General features: G+C 65.9%; 16 protein-coding genes and 1 pseudogene. 10 read left to right on the top strand and 7 right to left on the bottom strand.

From position 1 onward, the window contains the following. Positions 1-70: 70 nt before the first annotated feature. Together B9Y64_RS09080 and pbpC are read left to right on the top strand one after the other, a co-directional pair. A complete protein-coding gene (locus B9Y64_RS09080; protein ID WP_100440400.1) occupies positions 71-4,978 on the top strand; it encodes an alpha-2-macroglobulin family protein in 4,908 nt (1,635 codons plus the stop codon). Between the two features lie 49 nt (positions 4,979-5,027). Next, a complete protein-coding gene (pbpC, locus tag B9Y64_RS09085) occupies positions 5,028-7,409 on the top strand; it encodes a penicillin-binding protein 1C (protein WP_100440401.1) in 2,382 nt (793 codons plus the stop codon). Between the two features lie 56 nt (positions 7,410-7,465). Here the strand turns inward: pbpC and B9Y64_RS09090 are convergent, their stop codons facing one another. Together B9Y64_RS09090 and B9Y64_RS09095 are read right to left on the bottom strand one after the other, a co-directional pair. After that, a complete protein-coding gene (locus tag B9Y64_RS09090; protein WP_049435264.1) occupies positions 7,466-8,041 on the bottom strand; it encodes a ferritin-like domain-containing protein in 576 nt (191 codons plus the stop codon). Positions 8,042-8,070: 29 nt separating this feature from the next. Next, positions 8,071-8,553 carry a peroxiredoxin gene (locus B9Y64_RS09095; protein ID WP_100440402.1) on the bottom strand — a complete coding sequence of 161 codons (483 nt, stop codon included), beginning with the start codon at positions 8,551-8,553 and terminating at the stop codon, positions 8,071-8,073. 261 nt (positions 8,554-8,814) lie between these two features. Between B9Y64_RS09095 and B9Y64_RS09100 the strand changes: the two genes are divergently transcribed. Continuing rightward, the gene (locus B9Y64_RS09100) at positions 8,815-9,702 is read left to right on the top strand and encodes a DnaJ C-terminal domain-containing protein (protein ID WP_100440403.1); all 888 of its coding nucleotides are present in this window, start codon (positions 8,815-8,817) and stop codon (positions 9,700-9,702) included. A 140-nt stretch (positions 9,703-9,842) separates the two neighbouring features. Here B9Y64_RS09100 and pilH read toward each other — a convergent pair whose 3' ends face one another. Beyond that, positions 9,843-10,214: a twitching motility response regulator PilH gene (pilH, locus tag B9Y64_RS09105; protein WP_005410644.1), complete on the bottom strand. Its 372-nt coding sequence runs from the start codon at positions 10,212-10,214 to the stop codon at positions 9,843-9,845. A gap of 88 nt (positions 10,215-10,302) precedes the next feature. Continuing rightward, on the bottom strand, positions 10,303-11,298 hold the full coding sequence (locus tag B9Y64_RS09110; RefSeq protein WP_100440404.1) for a YhdH/YhfP family quinone oxidoreductase: 996 nt from the start codon (positions 11,296-11,298) through the stop codon (positions 10,303-10,305). A gap of 153 nt (positions 11,299-11,451) precedes the next feature. Here B9Y64_RS09110 and hflK point away from each other — a divergent pair, with 153 nt between their 5' ends. From hflK to B9Y64_RS09135, 5 genes are all read left to right on the top strand, one after another. After that, positions 11,452-12,585 carry an FtsH protease activity modulator HflK gene (gene hflK / locus B9Y64_RS09115; protein ID WP_100440405.1) on the top strand — a complete coding sequence of 378 codons (1,134 nt, stop codon included), beginning with the start codon at positions 11,452-11,454 and terminating at the stop codon, positions 12,583-12,585. Then, positions 12,582-13,445 carry a protease modulator HflC gene (gene hflC / locus B9Y64_RS09120; protein WP_010482785.1) on the top strand — a complete coding sequence of 288 codons (864 nt, stop codon included), beginning with the start codon at positions 12,582-12,584 and terminating at the stop codon, positions 13,443-13,445. Before hflK ends, hflC begins: the two co-directional genes overlap by 4 nt. 68 nt (positions 13,446-13,513) lie before the next feature. Then, positions 13,514-13,699 (top strand): DUF2065 domain-containing protein, encoded by a 186-nt coding sequence (locus B9Y64_RS09125; protein ID WP_005410640.1) that lies wholly within the window; start codon positions 13,514-13,516, stop codon positions 13,697-13,699. A 319-nt stretch (positions 13,700-14,018) separates the two neighbouring features. Continuing rightward, a complete protein-coding gene (locus B9Y64_RS09130; protein WP_014038120.1) occupies positions 14,019-15,311 on the top strand; it encodes an adenylosuccinate synthase in 1,293 nt (430 codons plus the stop codon). A 123-nt stretch (positions 15,312-15,434) separates the two neighbouring features. Then, the gene (locus B9Y64_RS09135) at positions 15,435-16,070 is read left to right on the top strand and encodes a hypothetical protein (RefSeq protein ID WP_100440406.1); all 636 of its coding nucleotides are present in this window, start codon (positions 15,435-15,437) and stop codon (positions 16,068-16,070) included. 98 nt (positions 16,071-16,168) lie between these two features. Here the strand turns inward: B9Y64_RS09135 and B9Y64_RS09140 are convergent, their stop codons facing one another. Further along, a complete protein-coding gene (locus tag B9Y64_RS09140; RefSeq protein WP_100440407.1) occupies positions 16,169-17,410 on the bottom strand; it encodes a DUF4062 domain-containing protein in 1,242 nt (413 codons plus the stop codon). 384 nt (positions 17,411-17,794) lie between these two features. Here B9Y64_RS09140 and B9Y64_RS09145 point away from each other — a divergent pair, with 384 nt between their 5' ends. Next, on the top strand, positions 17,795-18,343 hold the full coding sequence (locus tag B9Y64_RS09145) for a potassium channel family protein (protein ID WP_100440408.1): 549 nt from the start codon (positions 17,795-17,797) through the stop codon (positions 18,341-18,343). Positions 18,344-18,495: 152 nt separating this feature from the next. Next, entirely contained in the window at positions 18,496-20,619 is a 2,124-nt protein-coding gene (locus B9Y64_RS09150; RefSeq protein ID WP_100440409.1) for a methyl-accepting chemotaxis protein, read from the top strand. Between the two features lie 86 nt (positions 20,620-20,705). Here the strand turns inward: B9Y64_RS09150 and B9Y64_RS09155 are convergent, their stop codons facing one another. Together B9Y64_RS09155 and B9Y64_RS09160 are read right to left on the bottom strand one after the other, a co-directional pair. Then, positions 20,706-20,993 (bottom strand): hypothetical protein, encoded by a 288-nt coding sequence (locus B9Y64_RS09155; RefSeq protein ID WP_100440410.1) that lies wholly within the window; start codon positions 20,991-20,993, stop codon positions 20,706-20,708. Positions 20,994-21,111: 118 nt separating this feature from the next. Further along, positions 21,112-21,306: pseudogene (locus tag B9Y64_RS09160) on the bottom strand (hypothetical protein); the annotation flags it as partial. Positions 21,307-21,410: the final 104 nt, after the last annotated feature.

Consider the following 21,410-nt stretch of genomic DNA (forward strand, 5'->3'; position numbering starts at 1 on the left):
ATTGCCGGATTCGCGTCAACGCCTTGACGCGGCCTGCCTATAATGGCCACCTCGATCAAGGAGTGACGACATGAGCGGTCCGGCACGGCGGATGCGGTGGGGATGGACGGCAGCATTGCTGGCAGGAGGCCTGTTGCTGGGCCTGGCCGGCTGCCGCAACGACAGCGGGCAGCTGCCCAAGGCCAGTGGTGAGGCGATCACCACCAAGGCCGAGCAGGTGAAGGAATTCACCCTGTTGCGCGCCTACCCGGACCAGAAGAATGACGGTCTGTCGCTGGCGCTGGAGTTCTCGCGCCCGCTGGTCGGCACCCAGGATTTCGACAAGCTGGTGCGCTTCGAGGAGAAGGTCGGCACCGACGACAGCAGCTGGACGCTGTCCGATGACGGCCTGACCCTGCGCTACCCGTTCGTCGAGGCCGGCAAGGAATTCAGCCTGGTGGTCTCGCCGGACCTTCTGGCTGCCGATGGCAGCCGGCTGGGCAAGGAACTGAAGCAGAAGGTGTTCAGCGGCGAGCTGAAGCCGGTGGTGGGCTTCGCTTCGCAGGGCAGTGTGCTGCCGGCCAAGGACAGCCGCGGCCTGCCGGTGGTCTCGGTGAACGTGCCGGAGGTCGATGTCGAGTTCCTGCGCGTGCGCGAGAAGGACCTGCCGACCTTCTTCAGCCAGTACCAGCGCGGCGGCCGCCGTGGCAGCTGGGAGCTGAGCAGCGACTACGAGCGCAGCCCGATCAACAAGCTGGCCGAGCCGGTCTACGTCAACCGCTTCATCCTCGGTGGCAAGAAGAACGAGCGGGTGCTGACCTACCTGCCGACCCAGGACATCAAGGAACTGCAGGAGCCGGGCCTGTACTTCGCCTTGCTCAAGCGCACCGGCGACTACGAAGGCGAGTTCGATACCGCGTTCTTCTCGGTCAGCGACATCGGCCTGCATACCCGTGCTTACAAGGACAAACTGTTCGTGCACACCGCCGGCCTGAAGGACGGCGCGCCGCTGAAGGGCATCGATCTGCGCGTGCTGGATGCCAAGGGCGAGGTGGTGCTGAAGGGCAGCACCGACGGCAATGGCAATGCGCTGCTGAACTACACCCTGGATGCCACCCATGTGCTGGTCGCCAGCAGTGGCAAGGACACCAGCTTCCTGCCGTTCAACCAGCCGGCACTGGACCTGAGCGAATTCGCCGTGGCGGGGCGTGACAACGCGTGGTTCGATGTCTACGCCTGGTCTGGCCGCGACCTGTACCGCCCCGGCGAGACCGTGCGCCTGTCCGCGCTGCTGCGCGACAACGACGGCAAGCCGGTCAAGGCGCAACCGGTGTTCCTGCGCCTGAAGCAGCCTGACGGCAAGACCTTCCGCGAGACCCGCCTGCAGCCGGGCGACCAGGGCTACATCAACTTCGAGCAGGTCATTCCCGCCGAGGCGCCCACTGGGCGCTGGCAGGTCGAGTTCCGTACCGATCCCGCCAGCAAGGAAGCGATCCAGGGCATGACCCTGCGCATCGAGGAGTTCCTGCCCGAGCGCATGAAGCTGGACCTGGACAGCGCGCAGAAGACGCTGAAGCCGGGCGAGGACCTGCGCCTGCAGGCCAACGGTGCCTATTTGTATGGCGCCCCGGCCGATGGCAACCGCTTCACCGCACGCATGGCGGTGGCCGCCGAACAGAAGCCGGTGGACGGCCTGCCGGGCTACTTCTTCGGTGACCCGACCCTGCAGCTGCCACGCGAAGCCAAGGACGTGATCGACACCACGCTGCCGGGCAATGGCCAGCTGCGTGAGGACGTGGCGCTGCCGGAGGAGGCGGCCAAGGCCAAGGCACCGGTCGCCGTGGTGTTGTCCGGCAGCCTGTATGAAACCGGTGGCCGCACGGTCACCCGTACCCTGAAGCGGGTGATGTGGCCGGCCAACGCGCTGGTGGGTGTACGCCCGTTGTTCAACCCTGACGATGGGGCCGATTCCAATGGCAATGCGCGCTTCGAGCTGATGCGCGTGGATGCCTCGGGCGCGCCGCAGCCGGCGAAGGGCCTGAAGATCACCCTGGTACGCGAGCTGCGTGACTACCACTGGACCTTCAACGACAACCGCTGGGACTACGATTTCACCCGCCGTTTCGAGAACAAGGAAACCCGCACCGTCGATGCCGGCAGCAGCGCGGTCGCCTTCGATTTCCCGGTGGAGTGGGGCGAGTACCGGGTGGACGTGTTCGATCCGTCCACCGGCCTGACCAGCCGCTACCCGTTCCGTGCCGGCTGGAGCTGGGGCGATGACAACCGCGGCCTCGACGCGCGCCCGGACAAGGTCAAGCTGGGCCTGGACAAGACCGGCTACAAGGCCGGTGACACCCTGCAGGTGACGGTGACCCCGCCGCACGCCGGCAAGGGCATCCTGATGGTCGAGACCGACCGCATGCTGTACGTGCAGGACATCGAGGCCAAGCCGGGGTCGACCTTCAAGATTCCGGTCACCGCCGACTGGGAACGCCACGACGTCTACATCACCGCGCTGGTGTTCCGTGGCGGCAGTGCGCCGAGCAAGATCACCCCGGCCCGTGCGGTGGGCGTGGTACACGTACCGATGGACCGCAAGGGCCGCACCGTAGCCGTCGGCCTGGTCGCGCCCAAGCAGATGCGGCCGGAGCAGGACCTGCCGGTGACGGTCAGCGCGCCGCAGCTGGCCGGCAGGACGGCGCACGTCACCGTCTCGGCGGTGGACGTGGGCATCCTCAACATCACCCGCTTCCCGGTGCCCGACGCCGGTGCGCACTTCTTCGCCCAGCGTCGTCTCGGCATTGATGCCTATGACATCTACAGCCGGGTGATCGAGAGCTTCGATGGTGGCAGCGGCAAGCTGAAGTTCGGTGGCGACATGGCGCTGCAGGCACTGCCACAGGCCAAGCGTCCGACTGCGCGCGTGCAGACCGTGGACCTGTTCTCCGGCCCGGTGCAGCTGGACGCCAAGGGCAATGCCCGCGTCCGCCTGAAGGTGCCGGACTTCAACGGCACCCTGCGTGTATCGGCGCTGGTCTACAGCGATGACCAGTACGGCAAGCGCGACGTGGAAACCATTGTGCGCGCGCCGATCCTGGCCGAAGCCAGCATGCCGCGCGTGCTGGCCCCGGGCGACCGCAGCACCGTGACCCTGGACGTGCAGAACTTCACCGGCAAGCCGGGCCAGTTCAACGTGAAGGTGGACACCGAGGGCCCGTTGAACCTGGGCGAGGGCAGCCGCAGCGTGCAGTTGAATGCCGATGTCAAGACCACGCTGAGCTTCCCGCTGTCGGCGCGTGAGGGCCACAGCGTGGCCAAGGTGCGGGTGCGGGTGGATGGCAACGGCTTCAAGGCCGATCGCCGCTACGACCTGCCGGTGCGTGCGGCGTGGCCGCAGGTGCTGCGTTCGCAGGTGCGCACGCTCGATCCGCTGGCGGCGGTCAGTCTCGACAACAGCCTGACCGATGGCCTGATGTCCGAGTCGGTGAATGCCCGCCTGCTGGTCAGCCCGCTGCCGCCGATTCCGTTCGCCAGTGCACTGCAGGGCGCGCTGAACTACCCCTATGGCTGTGCCGAGCAGACCACCAGCAAGGGCTATGCCGCGCTGATCCTGGACCAGGCGACGTCGTCGATGCTCGGTGCAGACGGCCTGGATGCCAAGACCCGTCGCGAGCGCATGGAAGGTGCGTTCGGCCGCCTGGCATCGATGCAGGTGGCCAATGGCAACTTCTCGATGTGGGGTGACGACGGCTACGTGAACCCGTGGCTGACCCCGTACATCACCGAGTTCCTGCTCGATGCCAAGGATGCCGGTTTCGCGGTGCCGGACAACGTGCTGCAGAAGGCGCTCAACCGGCTCAGCGAGGACCTGCTGTCCGGTGGCAACCAGTTCTATGGCCAGGACGACCGCGAGAAGCTGAAGTTCGCCAACCAGGCGTACTCGGGTTACGTGCTGGCCCGGGTCAACCGTGCGCCGCTGGGCACCCTGCGCACGCTGTACGACAACGAGCGCAGCAAGGCGGTCGGTGGCTTGTCGCTGGTCCACCTGGGTGTGGCGCTGTCGCTGCAGGGCGATGCCAAGCGCGGCCAGGCGGCGTTGGCGGCGGCCTTCGCCAAGTCCAGCAGCGAACGCCCGTCGTACTTCGGTGACTACGGCAGCGCGATCCGTGACGACGCGCTGATGATCGCGCTGACCCACGAAAACAAGCTGGCCAAGCCTGCCTGGGATGCGCGTGCGGTGGACCTGGGCCGTGGCCTGGATGCGCGTCGCAATGCCGGCTGGATGTGGCTGAGCACGCAGGAGCAGGTGGCGATTGCCCGCCTTGGCAAGGCGCTCGCCGCCAATCAGAAGGCGCTGGTCGCCGGTGAGCTGGTGATCGGTGGCAACACCGAAGCCATCGGCGAGCGCAAGCTGTTCGGCCGCAACTTCAGCGCCAGTGAGCTCGCCAGCGGCGTGCGCTTCACTCCGCAGGGGCAGCCGCCGATGTTCGCCAGCATCGACGTGGCCGGCATCCCGCGCAGCGCACCGGCGCCGGACAGCAGCGTGCTGGGCGTCGAGCGCAGCTACTACGGCACCGATGGCAAGCCGTGGTCGCCGCGCCCGCTGAAGGAGGGCGAAGCACTGATCGTGCGCGTCACCGTGACCGCTGACACCACGATGCCCGATGCACTGCTGACCGACCTGCTGCCGGCGGGCCTGGAGATCGAGAACTTCAACCTGGGTGATGCCAAGCAGTGGGCCGATGTGGTGGTCGATGGCATCACCATCAGCGACCGTGGTGAAGCCGCCGATACCAAGCACGAGGAGTTCCGCGATGACCGCTACGTGGCCGCGCTGAAGCTCTCGCGTGGCAGCAAGGCCAGCGTGTTCTACCTGGTGCGCGCGGTGACTCCGGGAACCTACTCGGTGCCGCCGCCGCTGGTGGAGGACATGTACCGGCCGCAGCTGCGCGGCGTGGGCCGCAGCAACCCGACCACGATCACGGTGGTACAGCCGTGACCGCGCGGACGGGCCGCGACGGCGCGGCCCGTCCTGCTGGCAACCTGCAATGAAGAACATGATGACCACCCGGCTGGCGGCCCTGCGCCGCCGGCTGCGGCCGCTGTGGCCGTGGCTGCGCTGGGGCATGGCCGCCACGCTGGCGCTGCTGCTGGTGCTGGATTTCGCCTTCCCGCCGCCGCTGCCGAAGCAGCGTGATACCAGCACCCTGGTGGTGGCTGCCGACGGCACCCCGCTGCGTGCGTTCGCCGATGCCGAGGGCGTGTGGCGCTATCCGGCCTCGATCGAGAGCGTCTCGCCGCTGTACCTGCAGGCGTTGCTGACCTACGAAGACCGCTGGTTCTGGCGGCATCCGGGCATCAACCCGCTGGCGATCCTGCGTGCCAGCGGCCAGCTGCTGCGCGGCGGCCGCATCGTTTCCGGTGGCTCGACCCTGACCATGCAGGTCGCACGCATCCTCGACCCGCATACGCGCACGCCCTGGGGAAAGCTCAAGCAGATGCTGCGCGCGGTGCAGCTGGAAGTGCATCTGAGCAAGCAGCAGATCCTGGCCCTGTATCTGGAGCGTGCGCCCTACGGCGGCACCATCGAGGGCGTGGAAGCGGCCAGCTGGGCCTATCTGGGCAAGCCGGCGGCGCAGCTGTCACATGCCGAGGCCGCGTTGCTGGCGGTACTGCCACAGGCACCGAGCCGGCTGCGCCCGGACCGCCACCCGGAAGCCGCGCAGAAGGCGCGTGACAAGGTGCTGTCACGCATGGCCGAACTGGGCGCGTGGACACCGGAAGAGGTGGAGGATGCGCGCATCGAGAACGTGGTGGCGCGCTCGCTGCGGCCTCCGCTGCACGCTGCGCTGCTGGCACAGCGCCTGCACTCGGCGCATCCGGGCCAGGCACGCATCCAGAGCAGCATCGACATCGGCCTTCAGCGCACGCTGGAAGAACGCGTGGCCAGCTATTTCTCGGCGCTGCCCGAGCGCACCTCGGCGGCCCTGCTGGTGGTCGACAACCAGACCCTGCAGGCGCGTGCCTATGTCGGCACGCTGGCGTTCGGTGATCGCCAGCGGCTTGGCCACGTGGACATGGTGCAGGCCTGGCGTTCGCCGGGCTCCACGCTCAAGCCGTTCCTGTATGCGATGGCGCTGGACGATGGCCTGATCCATTCGGAAAGCCTGCTGGTCGATGCGCCGCAGAGTTTCGGCAGCTACCGCCCCGGCAACTTCGACATGGCGTTCAATGGGCCGATCGGCGCCTCCAGCGCATTGCGGCTGTCGCTCAACGTACCCTCGGTGGACCTGCTGCAGCGGGTCGGCGCCGCGCGCTTCGCCGCACGCCTGTCGCACGCCGGCATCCAGCTGCGCTTCCCGCCGGGCAGCACGCCCAACCTGTCGTTGATCCTGGGCGGCACCGGCGCACGCCTGGAAGACCTGGTCGGCGCGTTCGCCGCGCTCAACCGCAACGGCATCGCCGGCCGCGTGCGCTACACCGACGAAGAGCCGATGATCGAGCGGCGCCTGGCCTCGCCGGGCGCCAGCTGGATCGTGCGCGAGATGCTGGAGTCGAACCCGCGCCCGGGATACAGCGTGGGTACTTTCGATGTCGGTGGCCGCCCGCGCGTGGCGTGGAAGACCGGCACCAGTTACGGCTATCGCGATGCGTGGGCCATCGGCAGTACCCGCCACTACACGGTGGGCGTGTGGGTGGGCCGGCCGGACGGCACACCCTTGCCGGGCCAGTACGGCGCGGTCACCGCGCTGCCGCTGATGTTTGAAGTGGTGGACAGCCTGCCACGCCAGCGTGGTGATTCTGCGGCCGCGCCGATGCCGGCCAGCGTCAGCCAGGAGGACATCTGCTGGCCAACCGGCGAACGTGCCGAGGGGCTGCCGGCGGCACTGTGCCAGCGACGGATGTCGGCCTACCTGCTGGACGGCGCGGCACCGCCGACCTTTCCCGAGCGCGAGGCGCGGCGCTGGCAGCCGGGCCGGCAGCGTTACCTGGCCGACGCCCGGACCGGTCTGCGCGTATCGGCCGATTGCCGCACTCCCCATGACGAGGTCGCGCGTGAGATCGCGCGCTGGCCGGCGTTGTTGTCACCGTGGCTGCCCAAGGCCACGCGCGAGGCCTCGCAGCTGCCCGCGCTGTCGCCGGACTGCCGCGACGACGGGCGTGAGGCCAGCGTCGCGCTGCATGTGGACGGGCTCAATGATGGCGCCACGCTGGCGCGCGCGCCGAATTCGGAACATGGCGTACGCCTGCAGCTGCGCGCGCTGGGCAGCGAGCAGGCGGTGGACTGGTTGCTGGATGGCCGCTGGATCGCGCAGACCCGGGGCGCGCAGCTGATGCAGCGTGAATTCGCCGAGCCTGGCGCACACACGCTGACCGCGCTGGCGGCGGACGGTGCATGGACCCAGGTGCGGTTCAACGTCCTGCGGTAGGTGCCAACCTTGGTTGGCACGTGGCAGAACGCCCACCAGGGTGGGCATCTACCGGATCATTCCCCGATCCACCCATCCAGCAGGTCGGCGAACTCGTCGGCGTGTTCCTCTTCCTGCGCCAGGATCTCTTCAAGGATGCGCTTGGTGGTGGTGTCGCGGTCGCCGATGAAGTTGATCATCTCGCGGTAGCTGTCGATGGCGATCCGTTCGGCCACCAAATTCTCGCGGACCATGTCGCGCAGATCGCTGCCTTCCTTGTATTCGGCATGCGAACGCGCGGTCAGCGTGTCCGGGTTGAGGTCGGGCTCGCCGCCAAGCTGGACGATGCGCTCGGCCAGCTTGCCGGCGTGCGCCTGTTCCTGCTGCGCATGCTCGAGGAACTCGGCCTTGACCGCGTCGGCCAGCATGCCCTTGGCCATGAAGTAATGCCGGTAGTAGCGCAGCACGCACACGTATTCGGTGGCCAGTGCGTCGTTGAGCAGCTTGATCACCACCTTGCGGTCGGCGCTGTAGCTGTCGGTGATCGCCCCGTCTTCGATGTTGCGCCGGGCGCGCTCGCGCAGGGTCTTGCGGTCACTGATGCCGGGAACCTTTGCGGCGGGCTTTGCGGCTTTGGCTGGCTTGCTGGACATGGCTGGCCGTTTCCTCTTGCGGTGGGGAATCAGGTGGGCAGGTGCTCCAGCACGTACTCGGCCGAAGACACCTCGAACTGGCCCGGCTGCTCGATCCAGGCCGCACGGACCACGCCATCGACCACATACAGGGCGAAACGGCGTGAGCGGATGCCCATGCCCGAGGCACTGGCGTCGAGCTCCAGGCCGAGCGCGCGGGTCAGTTCGGCATTGCCGTCAGACAGCATCAGCAGGCCGTCGGGCACGCTCTGGTCGGCGGCCCAGGCCTTCATCACGAACGGGTCGTTGACCGCCATGCAGTAGACGTCGATGCCGCGCTGGCGGAAGGCCTGGAACTTCTCGACATAACCGGGCAGGTGGCGTGCCGAGCAGGTCGGGGTGAATGCACCGGGCACGGCGAACAGCACCACCTTGCGCGCGTCGAACAGCGAATGCGTATCGAGCGTTTCGATGCCCTCGCGGATGCGCTTGACGGTCACTTCCGGAATGCGGTCGCCGACTTGGATGGTCATGGGGAACTCCTTGCTGGGGCAGGCTAGTGGGCCGGATGGGACAGGGGCGTCAAGACATTGGAAAACCGGCGTGCAGGCCCCATCTTCAGGCTTTGCGGAGCGGGCTTCCAGCCACAGCCTGGGGCAGGGCGATGGCAGCCGCATTGCGCAGGATCAGTCGGCCTCACCGGGGCCGCACGAGGGGCGGCGTAGCATCGCTGGCGCGTAGAATGAACCCGGGGCGGCGCCACCGGCGCGGCCGAAGCAGATCGAGGTAGCTGGATGGAATTCAAGGATTACTACGCCACCCTGGGGGTGGAACCGAGCGCGGGCGAGGCGGAGATCAAGACCGCCTACCGCCGGCTGGCACGCAAGTACCACCCGGACGTCAGCAAGGAGGCCGGGGCCGAGGACAAGTTCAAGGCAGTGAACGAGGCCTACGAGGCGCTGCGCGATCCGGAAAAGCGCGCGGCGTACGACCAGCTGCGCGCGCAGGGCTACCGCCCGGGCGAGGAGTTCAACGTGCCGCCCAACTACGGCGGCGCCGGTGGTTTCAATTTCGAGGAAGTGTTCGGCGGTGGTGGCCCCAACGGCGGCTTCAGCGACTTCTTCGAGAGCCTGTTCGCGCGCCAGCGCGGCGGTGCCGGTCCAGGCCCGGGCTTCAGCAGCCAGGGCCATGCACCCAACCGCGACACCCGTGCCAAGCTGTCGGTGCCGCTGGAAGCGGCCTACAGCGGCGACAGCCTGCGCATCACCGTCAACGGCAAGCAGCTGGATGTGCGCGTGCCCAAGGGCATCCGTCCGGGGCAGGTGATCCGCCTGGCCGGGCAGGGCAACCATGGTGGCAACCTGCTGTTGGAAGTGGAGTACGCCGCGCACCCGCAGTTCGAGGTCGATGGCCGCAACATCCTCTATACGTTGCCGTTGACCCCGTGGCAGGCCGCGCTGGGCACCAGCATCAGCGTGCCGACCCTGGGCGGTGCGGTGGAACTGAAGATTCCGGCCGACTCCGATGCCGGTCGCAAGCTGCGCCTGCGCGGTCGTGGCCTGCCGGGCAACCCGGAGGGCGACCAGATCGTCGAAATCGAGATCGTGGCTCCGGCCGCGACCGACGAGGCGCAGAAGAAGGCCTACCGCAACCTGGCCAAGGCCTTCGGCGAGTCGATCTGATATCCGCTTTGATGGGTGCAGGCCAAGGTGTGCCAACCAAGGTTGGCACCTACCAGGGCGGTGCTTCCGCACCAATTGCGGTAGCCGGCCGCTGGCCGGCAACGCTGTGCCAACCAAGGTTGGCACCTACCGCGAACCCCTCAGCCCTGGCCGGCGAACACGCGCTCCAGGACCTCGGACAGTTCGTCTTCCGAGAACGGCTTGGTGATGTAGGCCTTGGCGCCCTGGCGCATGCCCCACATGCGGTCGGTGTCCTGGTCCTTGGTGGTCACCAGGATCACCGGAATATGCCGGGTCGCCTCGTCGCGGGCGAGGGTGCGGGTGGCCTGGAAGCCATTGAGGTTGGGCATCACCACGTCCATCAGGACCAGGTCGGGCAGCTCGGCCTTGGCGGTTTCGACCCCGGCGGCGCCATCGGTGGCGGTCAGGATCTGGTGCCCGAGCTTCTCGACGATGCGCTGTATCCCCAACAGCTGCGACGGTGAGTCGTCGACGATCAGAATGCGTGCCATGTTGTTCCCCATGTAATGCCCGCAGTGTAGTGCGGGCTGATTACCGGCGGGAGGGGCGCATCTGCCGTCCGTCGCCTGCCTGCGACGTTCAGTCGATCCGCACCACGGTGCGCCCCAGCGATCCACCGGCCAGCATCCGCTCGAACACTGCCGGCAGGCCATCGAGGCCGACCTCGGCGGTACAGATGCGGTCCAGGTGCTGTGGCTTCCACTTGCCGCCCAGGCGCGACCACACCTCTTCGCGCAGCCGGCGCGGTGCATTGGCCGAAGACACCCCGAGCAGCGACACGCCGCGCAGGATGAACGGCATCACCGTCATGTCCAGCGACGGGCTGGCCGCCAGGCCGGCACTGACCACGCTGCCATAGGGCACGGTCTGTGCCAGCAGGCTGGCGAGCATGGCGCCGCCGGCATTGTCCAGGCCCCCGCCGAAACGCGCCGACTGCAGCGGGCCGCTATCGGCCAGCGCCTCACGCGGCAGCACCTCGGTGGCGCCGATGGCGCGCAGGAAACCGGTCTGGTCGGGTTTGCCGCTGATCGCGTGCACGGTGTAGCCGGCACGGCTGAAGATCGACAGCGCCAGCGCGCCGACGCCACCGCTGGCGCCGGTGACCGCCAGCGGGCCCAGTTCTGGGACCTGCCGGTTGTCCTGCATGCGCAGCAGGGCCAGGGCCGCAGTGAAGCCGGCGGTGCCCAGCACCATCGCCTCGCGCGGGCTCAGCCCGGCCGGCTGGGCGATCACTGCACGCGATTCCAGCCGCACATACTGGCTGTAACCACCGTCGCGGGTCTCGCTGAGGCCGCAGCCGGTGGCCAGCACCGCGTCGCCTTCACGCCAGTCCGGGTCGGTGCTGGCGACCACGGTGCCGGCCACGTCGATGCCGCCCACCAGCGGGAAGCGGCGCAGGATCTTCCCTTTGCCGGTGCCGGCCAGGGCATCCTTGTAGTTGACCGAGGACCAGTGGGCGCGGATCAGCACCTGGCCGGGGTTGAGGTCGTCGACCCCGAGCTGGGCCAGGCCGCTGCGGTAGCCTGCGTCGTCGTTTTCGATGCGGAAGGCGGTGAACGGGGTGGTGGGGGCCATCGGCGTTGCCTGACTTCGAGGAAAACGCCACCTTACCCCGTTGCCCCCCTTTCGATCCTGCCGATCCGCCCCATCTTGTATGATCGGTAATGGTTTCACGGCTGGCGCCGCGGGAAGGGCCCGCGCCGCAGCCCAAATCTTGATGGAGCGTGCATGGCCTGGAATACACCCGGCGGCAACAAGGGCGGACAAGGCCCCGAGGACAATCGACGCGGGCCGTTCGGGTCGCGCGGCGGTGGCAATGGTGGTGGCTGGGGCGGACTGCCCGGGCCACTGAAGGACCTGTTCGACGGCGGCATCATGCGTTGGGTGGTGGCGGCTGTCGTGCTGCTGGTGCTGTTCTCCAGCTTCCAGCTGATCGGCGAACAGCAGCGTGGCGTGGTGCTGCGCTTCGGCCAGTTCTCGCGCATCCTGCAGCCCGGCCCGAACTTCAAGCTGCCGTGGCCGATCGAATCGGTCACCAAGGTCAACGCCACCGAGATCAAGACGTTCTCGATCCAGGTGCCGGTGCTGACCCGCGACGAGAACATCGTCAACGTCTCGCTGAACGTCCAGTACCGCATCGACGACCCGCAGCAGTACCTGTTCGGCACCGTCGATGCCAACCAGGTGCTGGAGCAGTCGGCGCAGAGCGCGGTGCGCGAGGAAGTCGGCCGTGCCGACCTCAACGCGGTACTGAACAACCGTGGCCCGTTGGCCGTGGCTGCCGAAGAGCGCCTGCAGGCGCTGCTGAAGGCGTTCAAGACCGGCCTGACCGTGACCGGCCTGACCCTGCAGGACGCCCGTCCGCCGGAGGAAGTGAAGCCGGCCTTCGACGAGGTCAACGGTGCGCAGCAGGTCAAGGAGCGCCTGATCAACGAGGCCCAGGCGTACGCCGCCAAGGTCGTGCCGGAAGCCCGAGGCCAGGCCTCGCGTGCCCGTACCACCGCCGAAGGCTACAAGCAGGCCGTGGTGTCCAAGGCCGAGGGTGACGCGCAGCGCTTCAGCCTGTTGCAGGCCCAGTACAAGGACGCCCCGGAAGTGACCCGCAAGCGCCTGTGGCTGGAGACCGTGCAGCAGGTGCTGAGCGAGAACCGCAAGGTGATCGGTGGCGATGGCCGCCAGCTGATCTACGTGCCGATGACCGGCGATACCCGTCCCACCACCTCGGCTCCACCGGGAGTGACGAACCCGGAGGTGGTGATGCCGTCGCTGCCGGGCGCAGCGGTGGAACAGTCCCGTGATCCGGGCCGGCCGGCAGGCCGCCCTACCGGGCGACCGAGTGGCCGTGAGGAGGGCAGCCGATGAAGAGTCCTATCTGGATCGCCGTGATCGTGGCGGTGGTGCTGGGCCTGCTCGGCTCGGTGTACGTGGTCCGTGAGGACCAGACCGCCATGGTGCTGAACCTGGGCAAGGTGGTGCGTTCGGACATCAAGCCGGGCCTGCACTTCAAGGTGCCGGTGGTGGAAACGGTGAAGGTCTTCGACCGCCGCTTCCAGGTGCTCGACACCGCGCCGGCGCGCTACTTCACCGCCGAGCAGAAGGACGTCAGCGTCGACTTCTTCGCCATCGGCTACATCTCCAACGTAGGTGACTACTTCCGTGCCACCGGCGGCGATCCGCGCATCGCCAACGCCCGCCTGGCACCGATCATCACCGACTCGCTGCGCAACCAGATCAACTCGCGCACCCTGCAGCAGCTGGTATCCGGCGACCGCAGCGAGCTGATCGCCGAGCAGCTGAAGGGGATCAACGAGGCCGTGGCCGGTCTGGGCATGCAGATGATCGACCTGCGCATCAAGCAGGTGGACCTGCCGACCGACAGCCAGGTGATCAACGACGTGTACGAGCGCATGCGCGCCCAGCGCAAGCAGGAAGCCGCCAAGCTGCGTGCGGAGGGCGAGGAGCAGTCGCTGACCATCCGCGCCCAGGCCGACCGTGACAGCACCGTGCTGATCGCCGAAGCCGAGCGTGATGCACAGCGCCTGCGCGGTGAAGGCGATGCCGATGCGGCCCGCATCTACGGCAAGGCCGGCTCGGCCGACCCGTCGTTCTACGCGTTCTACCGCAGCCTGGAGGCCTACCGCGGCTCCATGACCGACGGCAATGGCGTGATCGTGCTCGACAAGAACGACCCGTTCCTGCAGTACCTGAAGAACGACCGCTGAGGTCGCAGGGCACTACCCCACGGGGCCCGGCCAGCAGCCGGGCCCCGTGCTTTTTCCGGAGTCCCCCCATGAAAGATCTGTTCGCCGCCGTCTGCCTGGTCGCGGTGCTGGAAGGCCTGTTCCTGTTCGTCGCACCGTTCGCCTGGAAGCGCATGGCCGAACGCCTGCTGGACCTGCCCAGCCCGGCCCTGCGCAGCTTCGGTGGGCTGGTGCTGCTGGCCGGCCTGAGCCTGCTGTGGTGGGCAAGGCACTGAAGCGCAGCCCTGTAGCGCCCGAGCCCATGCTCGGGCGGCGCTGCGCAGCGGCGCGATGGCAGCCGAGCATGAGCTCGGCTCTACAGCAGTCGCCGGCCTGACCGGCCGGTGAAGCCGTCCGTCGGAAAGGTGGCAGCGGACCCCGGAAACCCGGATAATGCACAAAAGCCGGACGGGCCTCCCCGTTCGGCTTTTTCCGTGTCTGGGCCTTCCATCGCCGGCCGCTCCCCGTTTGGAGCCGCCATCCAGGTGCTGGCCAGCCCCGCCACGGTTTACCCGTCCGCGGCCCCGATGGCCGCAACAAATCGAGGAGCCCGTCATGGGTCAGTCTGTCGTAGTGTTGGGTGCCCAGTGGGGCGATGAAGGCAAGGGCAAGATCGTCGATCTGCTCACTGAGGAAATCGGCGCCGTCGTGCGCTTCCAGGGCGGCCACAATGCCGGCCACACCCTGGTCATCAACGGTAAGAAGACCGTCCTGCACCTGATCCCGTCGGGCATCCTGCGTGACGACGCGCTGTGCCTGATCGGCAACGGCGTGGTGATCTCGCCGGCCGCGCTGCAGAAGGAAATCGCCGAGCTGGAAGCCTCCGGCGTGGAAGTGCGTTCGCGCCTGAAGATCTCCCCGGCCGCGCCGCTGATCATGCCGTACCACATCGCCCTGGACCAGGCGCGCGAGCGCGCTGCCGGTGGCAAGGCGATCGGCACCACCGGCCGTGGCATCGGCCCGGCCTACGAAGACAAGGTCGCGCGTCGCGGCATCCGCATTGCCGACCTGCATTACCCGAAGCAGCTGGAAGAACTGCTGCGCACCGCGCTGGATTACCACAACTTCGTGCTGACCAAGTATCTGAATACCGATGCGGTCGATTTCCAGAAGACCTTCGACGAAGCACTGGCCTTCGGCGAATACGTGCAGCCGATGAAGTCCGACGTGGCCGGCATCCTGCACGACCTGCGCAAGCAGGGTAAGCGCGTGCTGTTCGAAGGTGCGCAGGGTGCACTGCTGGACATCGACCACGGCACCTACCCGTACGTCACCAGCTCCAACACCACTGTCGGTGGTGCGCTGGCCGGTTCCGGCGTGGGCGCCGATTCGATCGACTACGTGCTGGGCATCGCCAAGGCCTACGCCACCCGCGTCGGCGGTGGCCCGTTCCCGACCGAGCTGGACGACGAAGTCGGCCAGGGCATCCGTGACCGCGGCGCCGAGTACGGTGCTTCGACCGGCCGTCCGCGTCGCTGCGGCTGGATGGACATCGTCGCGCTGAAGCGCGCCGTGGCCATCAACGGCATCAGCGGCCTGTGCATCACCAAGCTGGACGTGCTGGATGGCATGGAAAAGCTGAAGGTCTGCATCGCCTACGAATACAACGGCAAGCGTACCGAATACGCGCCGCTGGACGCGCAGGGCTGGGAAGACTGCACCCCGGTGTACCTGGAATTCCCGGGCTGGAGCGAGAACACCCACGGCATCACCAACTGGGATGACCTGCCGCCGGCCGCGCGTGCCTACCTGCGTTCGCTGGAAGAGCTGGCCGGTTGCCCGATCAGCATCGTCTCCACCGGCCCGGACCGCGACCACACCATGGTCCTGCAGGATCCGTTCGCCTGAGTGAGCGGTAGCGCCGGGCCATGCCCGGCGTCGCTGCAAGGAAAAGCCCCGCAAACGCGGGGCTTTTTCGTTACTGTGGGCGCACGGCCAGCCGGGAGGCGGAACGATGACCAGGATGTCAGCGTGAAGGGCGAGACAGTGGTGCGGGTCACCCTGTGGGTACTCTGGAGCTTATGGGGTATCGCCTGCGTGGTTCTGCTGCTGGGGGCAATCGCCAATCATCTGGCCTCGCGCACCCAGACCCTGCCGCTGCTGCTGAGCCCGGGCGCGACGGCTGAGGTGACGGTCTACCGCTTCATCGATGACCAGCTGCGGCTGCGCCTGCGGTATGCCGCAGACGGCATGGAAGCTGACCCTGAAGTGCTGCTGCGCATCGACACTCCCACCGATCATGGGGACTTCCGCGCGGGGGAGCGTTCGGGAGTGGCCGGGCAGGGCATCAACCGTGCGCTGGTATCGGTTGAGTCCAGCGGCCTCATGGCGTCCTACTTTGGTTATGGCCGCGGCGATGCATTGCCGCGCGGGCGCTCATGGCTGCGGGTAACCGTGCTGGAGGTGGACCCGGAGCTGGCGGGGCACGCGGCAGACATCGAGTTGCAGCCCCCGCTGGATCTGCTGAAGCTGACCAACCTGGATTACATCTGGCTGTGGCCGTTCTTCTTCTGGAAGATGGCGGCGCTGTTCCTGCTGATTCCAGGGGCGGCGTTGGCGGGGTTCACCGTTGCGTTGCGGCGCTGGCGGCGGAACTTGCTTCAGTAGCCTTTGCAGCGGTGCATGGACCGCTGCACCGTCCTGTGGCTTCTGCATTTGATCGCATTGGGAATGGCCTGCATTGCCTCATTGCCCTTTGACTGAAGTCACTGCCCACCTATCAGATCTTCCATGAAATCGTCAGCTGATATTTCGACTTTCTTCAAATGGAATCGATTTAGGAGTATCTCTTCCATGGGAGCTGCGATTGGAGAAACCATTCTTCCTTCAAGACTCTCTGGTCGTTGGGAGAGGATTTCAGGGATGAGTCCATCGCGAAGTCCGTGACCTATCACTGTTACTGGGTTCCTTTGCGTGAGCTGTTTTGCCATCATCACAAGATCCGAATTCACCTCTACGGCCGTTTCTCGTTGAGTCAAGCGCAGCGATTCTGGTGTATCCAAGCTTCCTATGAGCTTATAGATTGGCAGGCGATTTCCAACCTCGGGGAGCGACTCGCCAGGAAGCATGACAATGTATGGAATGCCCTGTTGCTCGCAAGCCTGCTCGAACAAGTTATCGAAGTTGGTAGTAATGATTGCGCCGAAATAATTTACCGCGTGCTTATGCGCGGTTGTCGGCTGAGGGTTTCCTAGCCTGTCCATTGCTTCCACCAATCGGCTAATCAGCTGTTCTTTGCCAAATTGAAGAGCGTAGAACTCGGCAACATCACTGAAATTGAACCGCTCCGATTGGCTCGGTTGATCCCAGATTTCATGCGAAAGTAGGCCGATCAGAAGTGATGCAGGGGGCATTCCTGCGGCAATGGACATCCCTGCTCCAGCAATCAGGACATCCTTGTTGGTGGAACGGTTTGAGGTGGGAAGGGCCGGCTGTGGAATTGACCTCGGCCGACGATGGGGGTACGGCGGGTTCTTGAGGAATGTGTTTCGGAGAAGATCGATGATGGCGGCGCCAGCAAGCTCTGAAAGCTCGTCCGCGAAGTCGAACTCCTGTCGGAACGTGCCATCGGACCATTCGGAAACTTCGCGACGGAAGTCGTCCCGGAGAGTGTCTACAGGGTGTCCGTATCTCAGTCGCTTCTGAAACGGGAGAATGATCTTTCCCCGTTCCTTCGCATGGTCGTACTCAAGGTGCGTTACTGATTTACCCAGCTTGGCACCATGGCCGTCATCTGGCACCCAGCCATACCTGTCGCCCAAGATGAGGATCACAATCTGACAGCTGTCTATTTCGCCTCTGATCCTGTCCCAGCTGTTGAGGCCAGAGGGGGGCATGGCTTCAGCATTTACAGGTTCAATGCCAAGTTCTTTGAGTCTCTTGGCAACGAGCCGTCTTTCGTTCACAAGATCATCCATGGTGCTGCTGATGAAAGCTCTGAGAGTCATTGGGGGCGCTGGAAATGGACTCTTCTGACTCTAATATAGAACCGCCGGGAGGGGGAGTGGTTTCTGCAGGTTCCCGGGGCGAAGCTGCACTGACCGGTAGTTCGAGCGTCATGTGTCTGCGGCATGAAGTTCCAACTGCGAGAATCCTCCTTTCGAACGGGATTGGAGGGGGCGCTGGACGCCAATGTAGGGGGCGTGCGTTTAGCTCCTGGTTCTGATGACAGTAGTGGGTGCCAGGGGGAACTTGGACGTTCTGGCCAAGCAGTATCGTTGCTGAGAGGCGCTTGGAGCGAAGAGTGCGTGGAAGGTGGGTTCTGCTAAAGCTGTGGCTGTACAGCGCCGCTATCTCCTCATTGGCTAACCGGGGAAATTGGAGATGTTGACGTGCGGACGCTGACGGTGAAGTTCGTGAGTTGGATGGAGCTCAAAGATCCCAGTGGTCGCTCTCGATTCATTCTGAGCATGGGGTTGGTCATTGCGGCAGCGCTGCTGCCACTGTTGCGAGCGTGGATCCCCACGAATGCAGCCCTTTGGATTGGGATGCCGCTCATTGCGGTCAGCTATGCCAGCTTTGGTTTCATCAGCCACCGATACGTTCGGTATACGCGGGAACAGCTTGTCATTGCTCCTCTGGTTTTTGTGTCGACCGCCATTCTCTTGATCCTTGCATTCTCCAGCTACTACATCGCTTTCCCGATCGCTGTTTCGACTCGGAATGACGCGCCTGTCTCTGGCGATCTGACGTCTGCAATTTACTTTTCTACTGCAACTTTCACGACGCTTGGGTATGGCGACATCGTGCCAGCGAACGATCAAGGGAGATGGGTGGTAATGCTTGAGTCATTGTTGGGAATGACTCACATGGTTCTGTTTATCTTGACCTTTCTCCGGAATGTCGACTTCAGCCAAAGTGTGGATGGTTGTAAGAAGTGACCTGTCCGACGACGTTGGCGTGGACGTCAGCGTCCCAGGATCCATCTGATTCTTCACTTGCCTGAACGAATTTGGGAGGAAGGTCGCGGTCGATATCAAGTGCGGCAGTGCATGTGCCGATAGGGCCACATCCCCCCGTTTTGGATGTACCCATGAACTACTTGAGGAATGTCAGGGTTGCCTGGCGTCTTGGGCTGGGCTTTGGCCTGTTGTTGCTGCTGGTTGCCGCCGTGGTGGCCACCGGCGCCACCGCCAGTGTCGTGCAGAAGCGCGCGATGCAGCAGGTGGTGGACGTCAGCGTGGCCAAGGTGCGCCTGCTCTCGCAGATGCTCGATGCCAACAACCAGATGATGGTGGTGCGCCGCGAGATGCTGATTCGCCAGGGCGACGACCGCGGCAACGACGAGCAGCGCATTGCCGACCTGGTCAAGCGCTACGAGGCCAGCTGGACCGACTACCAGGCACTGCCCAGCGACGCCGACGGCAAGGCCATCGCGGAAACCATCGCGGCCAAGCGGGCCATCGCGCGTCCGCTCAACAAGCAGACCAGCGAACTGATGGAGCAGGGCGACTACCCGGGCGCCGTGGCGCTGACCCTGGGCCCGGTGCAGGAAGCGGCCAATGGCTGGAACAAGGCACTGTCCGACGGTGTGGACTTTGAAGAGAAGGAGAGCCGCAAGGCCGCCGCCGAAGCGATCCGCCTGGGTGAGCGCAGCCTGGTGCAGCTGCTGGTGCTGGGCGGCGTTGCGCTGCTGGCGGGCATCGGTGCCTCGGTGATGATCGGCCGCAGCCTGACCGGTCCGCTGGCCCGCGCGGTGAACCTGGCAGAACGCCTGTCCAAGGGCCAGCTGGACCAGGAGTTCCGCCTCGGCGGCCGTGACGAACTGACCCAGCTGGGCGAGGCGATGGCCAGCGTTCGGCAGAGCGTGCAGGCGGCGATCGGTGCGCAGCTGCAGATGGCCGGGCAGCATGAGGCCGGCGCAATCCGCTATCGCATGGATGCCAGTGCCTTCCCCGGTGATTTCGGCCGCATGGTGCAGGCCACCAACAGCCTGGTCGAATCGCACGTGCAGGTGGAACTGCTGATGGCCGAGGTGATGCAGCGCTACGCCATCGGTGACCTCAGTCGCGACCTGCCGGACTACCCGGGCGAGAAGGGCATGCTGACCCGCACCCTGGCGGCGGTGAAGCAGAGCCTGATGGCGATCAACGCGCAGATCGATGAACTGGCCCGCGCTGCGCGCGCCGGTGACTTCAGCATGCGTGGCGATGCCGCTGCGTTCCAGTACCAGTTCAAGGCGATGGTCGAACACCTCAACGGCATGATGGCCAGTTCACAGGCCAGCATCGCCGATGTTTCCGATGTGCTGCGCGCGATCTCGCACGGCGACCTGACCGCACGCATGGACGGCGAGTACGACGGCGTGTTCGCGCGCATGCGCGACGACGCCAACACCACCACCGCACAGCTGACCGGCATCGTGCGTGGCATCCAGGTGGCTGCCGACAGCATCAACAACGCGGCGCAGGAACTGGCCGCCGGCAACAACGACCTGTCGCGCCGCACCGAGCAGCAGGCGGCCAACCTGGAAGAAGCTGCTGCATCGATGGAGGAACTGACGTCCACCGTGCGCCAGAATGCCGAACTGGCGCGACAGGCGGACAGCGAGGCGCATGCGGCCGGCGCTGCCGTGCGCGAGACCGAGCAGGCGATGGCACAGATGGCCACGGTGATGGGCGAGATCGATCAGTCGTCGGCACGCATCTCGGAGATATCCACGGTGATCGATGGCATCGCGTTCCAGACCAACATCCTGGCCTTGAATGCCGCCGTGGAAGCCGCGCGAGCGGGTGAGCAGGGCCGTGGTTTTGCCGTGGTCGCCAGCGAAGTGCGTACGCTCGCGCAACGCGCCGGTGTCGCTGCCAAGGAGATCAAGGAACTGATCGAAGACGCCGCTGCCAAGGTGAAGAGTGGCCTGGCTGTAACCGTTGAATCCGAAGCTGCGATTGCGCGCGTGGCCCAGGCAAGCTCGCGCACCACCCAGCTGATGAGCGACATTGCAGCGGCCAGCAAGGAACAGGCGGCCGGTATCGAGCAGGTCAACCAGGTGGTGGTGCAGATGGACCAGGTGACCCAGCAGAACGCCGCTCTGGTGGAAGAAGCCACCGCAGCCAGCCGCGCGCTGGAAGAACAGGCGCATGCACTGACCACCTCGGTGGCGGTGTTCAAGGTGGAAGGCGCAGCGGTTTCGGCCGCGCCGCGTCGCGCCGCCTGAGCAGGCTGCCGGCCCGCTGACTGGAATGCGGCCGCCCTGGGCGGCCGTATTTCCATTGCCCGCTCAGGCAGGCGGAGGCATCGCCATCATTGTTCGAGGACGCTGCCGAGCATGGCCCCCACCGCATACAGCACGGGCAGGGTAGGGGGAATCACCAGGAGGTAGACGGTCGTCCAGGACATTCCGGAAAGCCATGCATCCATGCCGATGACGTTGAGTGCTGCGGTCTGCAGCATCACCGGCAGCTGCATGAGGATGTAGGCGCTTTTGGGATCGCTGTTGGCCTGGGCATCGAGCACCAGCCAGGCGGTCAGCGCGAGATAGAGTGTGCATACGGCAATGCTGGTCCAGCTGAGCCAGCGAGGCTTGCGCATGCCGTGTTCTCCGTTCCGTCGGGACTCCCAGCGTAGCGTCGCGTGCGCCGACGTGCACTTCCAATACCCGGGCCGATGGGGGAAGCTGTAGGGCAGGAAGCCGTGCGAAGCGCTATGCCTTTTTCGCCGCCTTCTTCGCCGCCTTGCGCCCGCTGCCGCTGCGCTTGCCACCGCCATCCTGCTTGTTCACGGTGGCCCACGCGATGCGTTCGGCGGTTTCCTCGCTGGCACCGCGCTCGCGCTCGCTGTCCTCGATGTGTTCGGCCTGGCGCTTCTGTTTTTCGGTATAGGCGGACTTGTCACCGCGGGGCATGGCCGGTTCTCCGGTGGGGGCTGGCCCCCACGTGGGCCTGGTGGCGTTAAGCGCAAGTCCCGCAAGGGTGATCGCACCGGCAAGGGCGCCTCGGCTATGCTTGC

This window comes from Stenotrophomonas maltophilia, from assembly GCF_002799245.1.
Classification (GTDB): Bacteria; Pseudomonadota; Gammaproteobacteria; order Xanthomonadales; family Xanthomonadaceae; genus Stenotrophomonas; species Stenotrophomonas maltophilia_S.